This window comes from Pandoraea terrae (assembly GCF_902459695.1).
Taxonomy (GTDB): Bacteria; Pseudomonadota; Gammaproteobacteria; order Burkholderiales; family Burkholderiaceae; genus Pandoraea; species Pandoraea terrae.
On sequence record NZ_CABPRZ010000013.1, the window covers coordinates 164,872 to 176,065 of the forward strand.

At 64.0% G+C, this 11,194-nt stretch carries 11 protein-coding genes; 4 read left to right on the forward strand and 7 right to left on the reverse strand.

Annotation, left to right across the window (positions count from 1 at the left end; all coding sequences use genetic code 11):
* Positions 1 to 142 precede the first annotated feature (142 nt).
* The 3 genes from PTE30175_RS16400 to wrbA form a co-directional block, all read right to left on the reverse strand.
* Positions 143 to 1,573, reverse strand: coding sequence for an FAD-binding oxidoreductase (locus tag PTE30175_RS16400; protein WP_150698120.1), 1,431 nt, complete (start codon positions 1,571 to 1,573; stop codon positions 143 to 145).
* A 58-nt stretch (positions 1,574 to 1,631) separates the two neighbouring features.
* Entirely contained in the window at positions 1,632 to 2,009 is a 378-nt protein-coding gene (locus PTE30175_RS16405; protein WP_150698121.1) for a DUF2069 domain-containing protein, read from the reverse strand.
* A gap of 96 nt (positions 2,010 to 2,105) precedes the next feature.
* On the reverse strand, positions 2,106 to 2,693 hold the full coding sequence (gene wrbA / locus PTE30175_RS16410; RefSeq protein ID WP_150698122.1) for an NAD(P)H:quinone oxidoreductase: 588 nt from the start codon (positions 2,691 to 2,693) through the stop codon (positions 2,106 to 2,108).
* 117 nt (positions 2,694 to 2,810) lie between these two features.
* Between wrbA and PTE30175_RS16415 the strand changes: the two genes are divergently transcribed.
* Positions 2,811 to 4,091 (forward strand): YihY family inner membrane protein, encoded by a 1,281-nt coding sequence (locus PTE30175_RS16415; protein WP_150698148.1) that lies wholly within the window; start codon positions 2,811 to 2,813, stop codon positions 4,089 to 4,091.
* Between the two features lie 62 nt (positions 4,092 to 4,153).
* Here PTE30175_RS16415 and PTE30175_RS16420 read toward each other — a convergent pair whose 3' ends face one another.
* From PTE30175_RS16420 to PTE30175_RS16430, 3 genes are all read right to left on the reverse strand, one after another.
* The gene (locus PTE30175_RS16420; protein WP_150698123.1) at positions 4,154 to 4,480 is read right to left on the reverse strand and encodes an Mpo1-like protein; all 327 of its coding nucleotides are present in this window, start codon (positions 4,478 to 4,480) and stop codon (positions 4,154 to 4,156) included.
* A gap of 101 nt (positions 4,481 to 4,581) precedes the next feature.
* On the reverse strand, positions 4,582 to 5,397 hold the full coding sequence (locus PTE30175_RS16425; protein ID WP_150698124.1) for an alpha/beta fold hydrolase: 816 nt from the start codon (positions 5,395 to 5,397) through the stop codon (positions 4,582 to 4,584).
* A gap of 21 nt (positions 5,398 to 5,418) precedes the next feature.
* On the reverse strand, positions 5,419 to 6,711 hold the full coding sequence (locus PTE30175_RS16430) for an O-acetylhomoserine aminocarboxypropyltransferase (protein WP_150698125.1): 1,293 nt from the start codon (positions 6,709 to 6,711) through the stop codon (positions 5,419 to 5,421).
* A 234-nt stretch (positions 6,712 to 6,945) separates the two neighbouring features.
* Between PTE30175_RS16430 and PTE30175_RS16435 the strand changes: the two genes are divergently transcribed.
* The 3 genes from PTE30175_RS16435 to aroC all read left to right on the forward strand — a co-directional run bounded on the left by PTE30175_RS16435 (position 6,946) and on the right by aroC (position 10,688).
* On the forward strand, positions 6,946 to 7,401 hold the full coding sequence (locus PTE30175_RS16435; RefSeq protein WP_150698126.1) for a CBS domain-containing protein: 456 nt from the start codon (positions 6,946 to 6,948) through the stop codon (positions 7,399 to 7,401).
* 195 nt (positions 7,402 to 7,596) lie between these two features.
* Positions 7,597 to 9,507, forward strand: a complete 1,911-nt coding sequence (locus PTE30175_RS16440) for an MFS transporter (RefSeq protein WP_150698127.1) — start codon at positions 7,597 to 7,599, stop codon at positions 9,505 to 9,507.
* A 77-nt stretch (positions 9,508 to 9,584) separates the two neighbouring features.
* Complete coding sequence (gene aroC / locus PTE30175_RS16445; RefSeq protein ID WP_150698128.1) at positions 9,585 to 10,688, forward strand: chorismate synthase; 1,104 nt, start codon at positions 9,585 to 9,587, stop codon at positions 10,686 to 10,688.
* 46 nt (positions 10,689 to 10,734) lie between these two features.
* Here the strand turns inward: aroC and PTE30175_RS16450 are convergent.
* Positions 10,735 to 11,194 (reverse strand): 4Fe-4S dicluster domain-containing protein (locus PTE30175_RS16450; RefSeq protein ID WP_191629104.1); only part of this gene is annotated, 460 nt, incomplete at its 5' end.

Here is an 11,194-nt window from a genome sequence, read left to right on the forward strand (position 1 = left end):
GTCTCTGATGGAAAGCCCGGAGTGTAGGCCGCGACGCCTGGGTTGTAAAGGCGATTGAGGCGCAAAAACCACAGCGCCGCGCGCCGCGCGGGTACGCTGACATGCACCCCGAGCGCTTTCAGATATATCCCAAATCACAAATTCAGTCGGGCAGCACCTTGCCCGGATTCATCACGCCATTCGGATCGAAGGCTATTTTCAGCCGCCGCATGAGCGCGACCTCGACCGGCGACTTGTAGTGCGCGGCTTCGTCGCGCTTCAATTGCCCCAGTCCATGTTCGGCGCTGATGGTGCCGTGATGGGCGTGGACGCTGTCGAAGACCGCGCGCGTGACGGGCGCTTGGAACTGGCGCAGGAAGGTATGTGCATCAACCCCTTCGGGGGCCATGACGTTGTAATGGAGGTTGCCGTCGCCCAGATGGCCGAACGTCACCATGCGCGCCCCGGGGGCAATACGCTGAACGATCGGATCGGTGGCGTCGATGAAGTCGGCGACCCGCGACACCGGAACGGCAATGTCGTGCTTGATATTGAGGCCCGCCTCGGCTTGCGCGAGCGGTATGCTTTCGCGCAGATGCCAGAGCGCTTGCGACTGCTGCAGGTTCTGCGCAACCACGGCGTCCTCGACAATGCCGCGCGCAAATGCCGTTTCCATCAACCGTTCAAATAATTGGCGCGCGTGGGTCTCGCTTTCGTTGTCCGACAGTTCGAGCAACACCGCTTGGGCGTGAGGCTGGGCGAACGGGTACCGTTGCGCGGGAAAATGATGCGACACGAGTTGCAGGCAAAAGTCCGAGATCAGCTCGAAGCCGGTCAGCAGCGGCCCGGCGACCTCCTGCGCCAGATTCAGCAGCGCCAGCGCGGCCGCCGGCGTCCGGACTGCGGCCATCGCGGTCATTCGCGCCGCGGGCCGCGGAAACAGTTTGACGGTCGCGGCGGTGATCAGGCCGAGCGTGCCCTCCGCACCAATGAACAGGTCGCGCAGATCGTATCCGGTATTGTCCTTGCGCAGGCCGCGCAGGCCGTCCCACAAGGCGCCGTCCGGCATGACGACCTCCAGGCCCAAGCAGAGCTCACGTGCGTTGCCGTAGCGCAGCACGGCCGTGCCGCCGGCGTTGGTCGACAGGTTGCCGCCCAGCGTACAACTGCCTTCGGCGGCAAGACTGAGCGGAAACAGGCGCCCGGCGTTCTGCGCCGCTTGCTGGACGTTTGCGAGCAGGCACCCCGCCTCGGCGGTCAGGGTGTGGTTGGCGGCGTCGACTTGGCGTATCCGGTCGAGACGTCGCAAGCTGATGACGACCTGCCGGCCGCTGACGTCGGGCGTTGCGCCGCCGGCCAACCCCGTATTGCCGCCCTGCGGGACCATGGCGATGTCATGTTCCGCGCATAGCTTGACGATGGCAGCCGTCTGTTGGGCGTCCGCCGGCCGGAGCACCGCGAGTGCGCGGCCTGTGTAGCGTTTGCGCCAGTCAGACAAATAGGGCGCCATGTCGTGCGCTTGGTCGGCGCCGCGCAGCACATGCGGGGCGCCGATCAGCGCGTCGCAGGCTCGCAGGAATTCGTTGTCGTTCATCGGTACGCTCCGGCCGCCTGGGCGGGATGCACGGCCGCATGCAGCGGTATCGCGCGGCTCAGGACGATTTCGTGTGTGCGACCCGCGTGCGGGCGGCGCGCTTGAACGGCCGCAGGTAGAGGATCGTGCACAGGAAGAATAGCACCGAGAGCGCCGTTTCGATCCAGGCGAGCACGCTCGACGGGCCGCTGTCGCTCATGCCGCGCACGATCCCTTCGGCGACGAACAGGAGGATGAACATGCTCGACCACTGCATGGTGTAGAGGTTGCGTTTGAGCAGGCCGCGCAGCGGCAGCCACAGCAGCAGCGCTTTGAGCACCAGCCAGGAGCCGCCCGGGCGTAACGGCGCGAGCCAGAGCTCCCAGGCAACGCACAGCACGATCAGCAGAAGCAGGCTGATAACGCAGATTCGGTGCAGCAAACGCGATCCGTTCATGGCGATTCGGCAAGGCGAACGACCCGCGAGGGTCGTCAGGTTCGTGAGTGTGACCAGCGCGCTACGGTCACTCGGGCAGGCACGCTTGGTGCGCGGTCAGGCCGCCAGTTTGCACGCGGCGCGCGCGAGTCTTGCGCCAAGGGCGACAGCCAATTGGCGCTCGTCGGCCGACAGCGCCTGTCCTTCGTTGGCAAAATGCGTGGCCCCGTAAGGCGAGCCGCCCGTGCGCGTGCTGGTCAGCGCCGGTTCCGTATAGGGCAGGCCGAGCAGCAGCATGCCGTGATGCAGCAGCGGAATCATCATCGAGAGCAGTGTGCTTTCCTGGCCGCCATGCAGGCTCGCGCTCGACGTGAACACGCACGCGGGTTTGCCTGCGAGGGCGCCCGATAGCCACTGCGGCGTCGTACCGTCCAGGAAGTACTTGAGCGCAGCGGCCATGTTGCCGAAGCGCGTCGGCGAGCCGAGGGCGAGTCCGGTGCATTCTTCGAGGTCGCGCAACTCGACGTAGGGCGGACCGCTGTCCGGAATGTCCGGGGCACTGGCTTCGCAGACGGTTGACACGGCCGGCACGGTGCGCACGCGGGCTTGCGCGCCGGGTACGCCGTCGATGCCTTGCGCGATGCATTGGGCCAGTTGCGCCGTGGTGCCATGCCGGCTGTAGTACAGGACGAGGATCTCGGTCATAGAGCAGTCGCGAAAAGAGCGGGTATTATAGGGGCGTTCCGGCCGGAGCGGCGGCAGCGGTGCGGCTGGCGCGATTCCGGCATTCGTCTTGTTCGAAGGGAGTCCGATTTGCTTAAACTGCCCCGCATCGACTGGAATACCGCCCGTCAAGTCATGCGTTTTGCGCTGCTGCGCGCCCAGGAAGACCGGATTCCGCAAGTCGCTGGCAGTCTCACATTCACCTCTGTACTGTCAACGGTGCCGCTGTTCGCGGTGGCCTTCGCCTTGTTCACGGCCTTTCCCATTTTCAACGCGTTTCGTGATGCTCTGCAGGGTTTCCTGCTCGAGCACCTGATGCCGGAGAGCGTCAACAGCCAGATATTCCGTTACCTGAACCAGTTCGCATCCAAGGCGAAAGGCATGACGGCCTTTGGTCTCGTCGGCCTGCTGCTGACGTCGATTGCGACCTTGATGACCATCGAATCGGCCTTCAACGTCATCTGGCGTGTCCCGCGCGCACGCCCGCTGCCGCAGCGCGTGCTCGTGTATTGGGGGCTGTTGACGCTCGGGCCGCTGTTGTTTGGCGTGAGCCTGACGATCAGTTCGTACATCTTCTCGCAGTCGATCTCGCTGGTCAGTACGCTGCCCGCCAGCATGGCCGGGGTGCTGAGCCTGATTCCGCTCGTACTGACGATCCTTGCATTCACGCTGTTGTACATGTACATGCCGAACTGCAAGGTCGATTGGCATGACGCATTGGCCGGCGGCGTGGCGGCGGCGCTGGCGTTCGAATTGGCCAAGCGCGGCTTCGGCCTGTACATCCGGCACTTTCCGACCTATACGGCGGTCTACGGCACGTTTGCGGCGCTACCGATTTTCCTGCTCTGGATCTACCTGAGCTGGTTGGTGACGTTGCTCGGCGCAACGGTTGCGTCGATATTGCCCTCGCTCAGGCAGGGACACTTCCAATACCCCCGCTTTCCGGGCAGCGATCTCCTCGATGGATTGGCGCTGCTGCATTTGCTCAACCGTGATCGCGAGCGCGGCGCACCCGGCAGCACGCAGATCGAGCTGGCGCGTCAATTGCACACGAGTCTCGAACACACCGGCGTGCTGCTCACGCGGCTCGAGCGGATGCAATGGATCGGACGGCTGTCGACCGAGGGACCTCGGGAGCGCTGGGTGCTGCTGGCGAATCCCGATAGGACGCCGCTTGCGCCGCTGGTGGGACAATTGGCGCTCGATGTCGACGAGATGTCGCGGCAGCTCACGCGCCATGCGCTTGACGGTGAACGCGTTGCCGCGTTGCTCAGGGAGGGCCAATGGAATGCCCCTCTCTCCCATGCGCTGTCGGCCGTCGCGCCTGAGGCGGCCCAACCGGCCCCGCTGGAATCGACGGACGAGATTGCGCCGCGCTGATGCCCGATTTCCGGGGCCGCCGGCTGGCCGGATTGCCCGCGGATCGGTTCGCCGGTTTGCGCTTACAGCCGGATCCGGCCGCGGCAGATGTCGCGAAACATCGCCCAGTCGCCGATCAGGCTGTAGATCGGGTGTGAAAACGTGGCAGGGCGGTTCTTTTCGAAAAAGAAGTGGCCCACCCACGCGAATCCGTAGCCGCAAACGACCGCGCCGGCCAGCCACCACGGATTGCCCGTGATCGCAAACGTCACAATGCAGGCGATCACGCCCCACGAACCGATGAAGTGCAGGCGCCGGCAGGTGGGGTTGCGGTGCTCGCCCAGATAAAACGGATAAAAGTCGGCGAAGGACGCGAAGGGGGGCTTTTCCGGCGGATGCGGCGCTTGCATGGCGTCTCCTTCAAATGTCTCGCGCTGTCGCTTCGCGCACGCCAGCCTGCGACGCCGCCGTTGATGTGTGCGCGAACCGCGGCGAAGGTATCTCCTGAATATCAGTGTCGCACGAATGCGAGCAACGCATCGAGTAGCGCGTCGGGCTGCTCTGACATGATGGCGTGGCCGGACTCGAGCAGCGTGGTGGTGACCGGCGCGCCCGTTTGCCGGAGGGCATCGAGCAGCGCCGCGGCGGCCCGCGGCGGCGTCATCTGGTCCTGGCGGCCTAACACGGCCAATACCGGGCAGCGGACGTTCGCGGCGGCGGCGAAACCGCCGTCATAACCATTGCATGCCGCGAAGTCAGTCAGGAATACCTTGGCGGGATTGCGTTGGGCCACGCGCTCCATCAGCCGCTGATTGACGCCCAATGTCCAGAACCCGGGGCCCGGGGCTGACGGCTTGGCGGCGATCGTGCTGTGCGACCACATGTTCACCATGGCGATGGCAGCGGGCTCCTGTTCCGCCGCTGACCGCAATAGGGTGTCGGCGACGCGCATCGGATACGCACTGGCGATCAGGGCAATGCGCTCGACCCGGTCCGGATGCCGGCCGGCGGCGTCGAGGGCGATCATCGATCCCATGCTGTGGCCGACGAGCGTTGCACGGGCCACGCCCGCCAGGTCAAGCAACTGGACAACCCAGTCGGACAATGCGCCGACGGTTGTCAACGGCGCACCGTCACTGCGATGGTGGCCCGGCAGGTCGACCGCAAGCACATTGAAGCCGTGGTGCGCAAGATAGCGGCTCTGCAAACCCCAAACGCTATGGTCGTGCTGCGCGCCATGGAGAAAGACGATCGTGGGGAGCCCGGCATCGATGGTTTTCCCGCCGGTATACGCGTACGCGGTGTGTCCCGCGATCTGAAAATTCATGTTGTTGTCTCCCGGTGCGGCTCAGCGTTTTTGCGAGGCCTTGAGACCGCGCTTGAGATCATCGATGAGGTCGTCGGCGTCCTCGAGCCCGATCGACAGGCGGACCGTGCCCTCGCCGATGCCAGCCGCGGCAAGCGCATCGGCATCCATGCGGAAGTGGGTGGTGGAGGCCGGATGGATGACGAGCGAGCGCGCGTCGCCCACATTGGCCAGGTGCGAGAACAGTTGAAGGGCCTCGATGAATTGCCGGCCTGCTGCGCGATCGCCTTTGAGATTGAAACTGAAAACCGCCCCGGCGCCCTTCGGCAACAGCGTTTTCGCAAGCGCATAATCAGGATGGGATTCGAGTTCGGGATAGGCCACCGACGACACGGCATCATGCCCAGCCAGGAAGTCCACGACACGGCGTGTGTTGTCGATATGCCGTGCCATGCGCAGCGGCAGCGTTTCCACACCCTGGAGCAATTGCCAGGCGGCTTGCGGGTGCAGGCATGCGCCGAAGTCGCGCAGACCTTCGCGGCGCGCGCGCAGCAAGAAGGGCGCGACCGAGCTTTCCTCGGCAAACACCATGCCGTGAAAGCCGTCATACGGTTCCGTGAGTTCGGGAAACTTGCCGGACGCATCGAAATCGAACGTACCGCCATCGACCAGCACGCCGCCGATCGTGGTGCCGTGCCCGCCGAGAAATTTCGTGGCGGAGTGATACACGAGATCGGCGCCGTGCGCGAAGGGCTGGAGCAGGTAGGGCGTAGTGAAGGTGCTGTCGACGAGCAACGGCACTCGTGCGTCGTGCGCGAGTTCCGCGACGCGCCGGATATCGAGCACATCAAGCCCGGGGTTGCCCAGCGTTTCGCCGAACAGCAGGCGCGTATTCGGCCGAATGGCCGCTCGCCATGCATCGATGTCGCCCGGCCGCACGAATGTCGTCTCCACGCCGAACCGGCGCAGCGTATAGTGAAGGAGGTTGTGCGAGCCGCCGTAAAGGGCGCTGGACGCGACGATGTGCGCGCCGCTGCCCATGAGCGTGGCGATGGCCAGGTGAAGGGCGGCTTGGCCGCTTGCGGTGGCGATGGCGCCGACGCCGTTCTCGAGCGCGGCGATGCGCTCCTCGAAGACGGCGTTGGTCGGATTCGAGATCCGCGAATACACATGTCCTGCGCGCTCCATGTTGAACAGCGCGGCGGCGTGGTCGGCGTCCTTGAACACGAACGATGTGGTCATGTACACCGGTGTGGCGCGGGCGCCGGTCACCGGGTCCGGGGCGGCGCCGGCATGCAAGGCCAGCGTATCGAATTGCGCGTTGGGCGAGGCCATGGAGAAATGCGCCTTCGGGCGGCAAAGTGAGTGTGATGGCCATCGTAGCACTCGCCAACCGACACCGCGAGCCGGCATGCGCAAATCGCGGTGCGGTCCGGGGTTCCGGATGGGAAAGTCCCGGGAATCGCCGCACATCCGCGCCAAATCGCCTGCTTTGCCTTTATTTTTATGGGACTTTCCGCTAGCATCCAAGCGAAAACATAGTCTGCGCATCACAATGAGGAGTGTGCCATGCGAGTTGTCGATATTCTGAAAGTGAAGGGCAACACGCTCTTTACCGTTACGCCGGATACGCCGTTGGCGGAGGGCGTCAACACGATGGCCGAACATGACATCGGGTCGCTGGTCGTCATGGAAAGCGGCGAGCTGGTGGGCATGCTGACCTTCCGCGAGATCATCAAGACGATCAGCGCGAACGGCGGCACCGTCGGCACCACGTCGATCCGGCGGGTGATGGATGACCACCCGCTTATCTGCACGCTCGAGACCGACGTCAACGAAGTGCGCCGCATGATGCTGGAGCGTCATGCGCGTTACTTGCCCGTCATGGACAATCGCACGCTGATGGGGGTGATCTCGTTCTACGACGTGGCCAAGGCCGTGGTCGAGGAACAGCAGTTCGAGAACAAGATGCTCAAGGCCTATATTCGCGACTGGCCGGCCGAGGAGGCCGAAAAGGCGGATTGACCGGATTGTGTGATGCCGGGTTCGGGGCCACCTGATCCGGCGTTCGTCGTTTGTCAGCCTTGGCGAAGTGTCGCCCCGGACGCGAGGCCGCATTTGCGCGTGCTTCGCGAGCCCATCTTCATTGGGGGAATGCTCCGATTTCCCTGGTTTTGGCGCGCGGCAAGCGCGCCTTTTCATATCAGGTCCTCGCGCCGCATGAATCCTCAAGAACACGACACCGGAAGTCAGTACCGCCTGTTGCGCCAACGCCGGTTCGCGCCGTTTTTCTGGACCCAGTTTCTGGGTGCGATGAACGACAATGTCTTCAAGATCGCGTTCACGTCGCTCGTGACCTATCACGCGGCCCTGTTCGACGGCGTTGACGGCAAAACCGCCGCGTTTCTCATTTCGGCGATTTTCATCGCGCCGTTCCTGCTGTTCTCCGCAACCAGCGGGCAGATCGCCGACAAGTGGGACAAGGCGAGACTGATCCGCCTTGTCAAGACGGTGGAAATCGGCATCATGTGCGTCGGCGCGGCAGGTTTCTATTGGCACAGCGCGCCGCTGCTCTACGTGTGCACATTCCTGATGGGGCTGCACTCTACCGTGTTCGGGCCCGTCAAGTATGCCTATCTGCCGCAGCATCTCGACAATCGCGAACTCGTCGGCGGCAATGGCCTCGTTGAAATGGGCACCTTCGTGGCGATCCTGATCGGCACGATCATCGGAGGCGAGATTGCCGGCTTCGGCCGGGCGGCACTGCCGTGGCTGGGGGCCGTCTGCATTGTCATTGCGCTCGCAGGCCGCCTTGTCTGTGCCGGTGTGCCCGTGAGCCCCGCCCCCCAGCCCGATCTGCGCATTAACTGGAATCCGTTTTCGGAGACTTGGCGCAACCTGCGGATCGCACGTACCGAACGCTCCGTTTTCCTGAGCCTGCTCGGCATTTCGTGGCTCTGGTTCCTGGGCGCCACGTTTCTCGCATCATTCTTCAACTTCGCCCGCGACGTGCTGTCGGCCGACCCGAACGTCGTGACCTTGCTTTTGGCGATGTTTTCCATCGGCATCGGTACCGGGTCGTTGCTCTGTGAACGCCTGTCCAGCGGGCGCGTGGAAGTCGGCCTGGTGCCGTTCGGGTCAATCGGCATGACGGTCTTTGCCGTCGACCTGTACTTTGCCAGCCGCGGTCTCGGTGCTTCCGTGGGCGTTTTGCAGGACGTGCCGGCGTTCGTGGCGCATCCCGCGCACTGGCGGGTGCTGGCGGACCTGTTTCTGCTGGCAATGTTCGGCGGGTTCTACAGCGTGCCGCTCTATGCGTTGATCCAGAGCCGCAGTGCGCCGACCCACCGTGCCCGCATCATTGCCGCCAACAACATTCTCAACGCCTTGTTCATGATCGTCTCTGCGCTCATGGCGATGGCGCTGACCAGTGCCGGCTTCACGATCGATCAGTTGTATCTCGTCATCGGGATCCTCAATGCGCTCGTCGCGATTTATCTGTACGCGCTGCTGCCGGAATTCCTGATCCGTTTCATCATGTGGCTGCTGATTCACACGGTGTACCGCGTCGGGATAAAGGGCGCGGAGCGTGTGCCCGAGACGGGGCCGTGCGTCCTGGTCTGTAATCATGTGAGCTTCGTCGACGCAGTCGTGATCGGTGCGATGATTCGCCGGCCGGTGCGCTTCGTCATGGACCATCGGATTTTCAAGATGCCGGTGCTGTCGTGGTTTTTCCGCACGGTCAAGGCCATTCCGATTGCGCCGGCGCACGAGGATCCGGCCATGCTCGCCGCTGCCTACGACCGGATTGCTGCCGAACTCGCCCACGGCGAGGTGGTTTGTCTGTTTCCGGAGGGAAAGCTGACGTCGACGGGCGAACTGCAAGCCTTCCGGCAAGGCATCCAGAAAATTCTCGATCGCTCGCCGGTGCCCGTGGTGCCGATGGCGCTGCGAGGATTGTGGGGCAGTTTCTTTTCCCGTCACGGCGGCACTGCGATGACACGTCCGTTCAAGCGCGGCATCCTGAACCGGCTCGAACTGGTGATCGGCGAGGCAGTTGCCGCCGAGTCGGCGACGCCTGATTTATTGCGTGAGCGCGTGCTGGCATTGCGCGGGCCGTGGCCCGTCTGATCGACCGTTTCAGGGGCGGGAAGGGCGGAACGCTGGCATAATGTGGCTTTCCCGTCCTTCCCACCCAAGTTCCGCGTATGGCTGGCAACACGCTTGGCACCCTGTTTACCGTTACCACTTTCGGCGAGTCGCACGGCCCGGCCATCGGCTGCGTTGTCGACGGCTGTCCGCCGGGATTGGCATTGACCGAAGCCGACATTCAGACGGAACTTGATCGTCGTCGTCCTGGCACGTCGCGGCACGTGACGCAGCGCCAGGAGCTCGACGCCGTCGAAATCCTGTCCGGCGTGTTCGAAGGCGTCACGACGGGCGCCCCGATCGCGCTGCTTATCCGGAATACCGATCAGCGCAGCAAGGACTACGGCAATATTGTCGAGACGTTCCGCCCTGGACATGCCGACTATACCTATTGGCAAAAGTACGGCGTGCGCGACTATCGCGGCGGTGGCCGTTCATCGGCCCGCCTGACGGCCCCGGTCGTTGCCGCCGGTGCGATCGCGCGTAAATGGCTGTTCGAGAAGTACGGTACGCAGATTCGCGGTTACATGTCGCAACTGGGCGATATCGAGATTCCGTTCACCGACTGGTCGCATGTCGCGGAGAATCCGTTCTTCGCGCCTGACGCTGACGTGGTGCCGAAGCTCGAAGCGTATATGGACGACCTGCGCCGCGAGGGCGATTCGGTCGGTGCGAAGTTGCGCGTGATCGCCACCGGCGTGCCGGTCGGGCTGGGCGACCCGCTGTTCGACAAGCTCGATGCCGATATTGCATTTGCAATGATGGGCCTGAACGCCGTGAAGGGTGTCGAGATCGGCGCGGGCTTCAAGAGCGTGTCGCAGAAGGGTTCCGAGCACGGCGACGAACTCACGCCGGCAGGTTTCGTCGGTAATAACGCCGGCGGCGTACTCGGCGGGATCTCAACCGGCCAGGACGTCGAAGTCGCCATCGCCATCAAGCCGACGTCGAGTATTCGTACGCCGCGCCGCTCGATCGACAAGGCGGGTCAGCCGGCAACGGTCGAAACGTTCGGACGCCACGACCCGTGCGTGGGCATTCGTGCCACGCCGATCGCGGAAGCGTTACTGGCGCTCGTGCTCATCGACCACGCCTTGCGTCATCGTGCGCAATGCGGCGACGTATCGGTGGATACGCCGAAGATCGCCGCGCGCGCGCCGGAATAATGGCTCACGCCGCGGCGCGATACCCCGCGCCGCGCGTCCTTTCCCCTTACATCCCCGGATAATTCGGCCCGCCACCGCCTTCGGGCACGACCCACACGATATTCTGCGTGGGGTCCTTGATGTCGCAGGTCTTGCAGTGCACGCAGTTCTGGGCGTTGATCTGCAGGCGGTCGGTGTTGTCTTCGTTCTTCACGAACTCGTACACCCCGGCCGGGCAATAGCGCTGCTCGGGCCCCGCATACTCGGCCAGGTTGACGCCGACCGGCACGCCCGGATCCTTCAGCGTCAGGTGGATCGGCTGGTTCTCCTCGTGGTTCGTGTTGGAGATGAACACCGACGAGAGGCGGTCGAAGGTGAGCTTGCCGTCGGGCTTGGGGTAGTCGATCGGCCGGCACTGCGCGGCCGGCTTCAGGCACTCGTGATCGGCCTTGGTGCGATGGATCGTCCACGGCATCTTGCCGCCCAGCAGCTTCTGCTCGATGCCGGTCATGAGCGTGGCGACGGTG

What these genes read in the sequence shown, in the direction of transcription:
- PTE30175_RS16405 (WP_150698121.1), bottom strand. Translation starts at nt 2,009, where the DNA reads ATGAACGGATCGCGTTTGCTGCACCGAATCTGCGTTATCAGCCTGCTT.
- wrbA (WP_150698122.1), bottom strand. Translation starts at nt 2,693, where the DNA reads ATGACCGAGATCCTCGTCCTGTACTACAGCCGGCATGGCACCACGGCG.
- PTE30175_RS16435 (WP_150698126.1), top strand. Translation starts at nt 6,946, where the DNA reads ATGCGAGTTGTCGATATTCTGAAAGTGAAGGGCAACACGCTCTTTACC.
- PTE30175_RS16425 (WP_150698124.1), bottom strand. Translation starts at nt 5,397, where the DNA reads ATGAATTTTCAGATCGCGGGACACACCGCGTACGCGTATACCGGCGGG.
- aroC (WP_150698128.1), top strand. Translation starts at nt 9,585, where the DNA reads ATGGCTGGCAACACGCTTGGCACCCTGTTTACCGTTACCACTTTCGGC.
- PTE30175_RS16440 (WP_150698127.1), top strand. Translation starts at nt 7,597, where the DNA reads ATGAATCCTCAAGAACACGACACCGGAAGTCAGTACCGCCTGTTGCGC.
- PTE30175_RS16430 (WP_150698125.1), bottom strand. Translation starts at nt 6,711, where the DNA reads ATGGCCTCGCCCAACGCGCAATTCGATACGCTGGCCTTGCATGCCGGC.
- PTE30175_RS16420 (WP_150698123.1), bottom strand. Translation starts at nt 4,480, where the DNA reads ATGCAAGCGCCGCATCCGCCGGAAAAGCCCCCCTTCGCGTCCTTCGCC.
- PTE30175_RS16400 (WP_150698120.1), bottom strand. Translation starts at nt 1,573, where the DNA reads ATGAACGACAACGAATTCCTGCGAGCCTGCGACGCGCTGATCGGCGCC.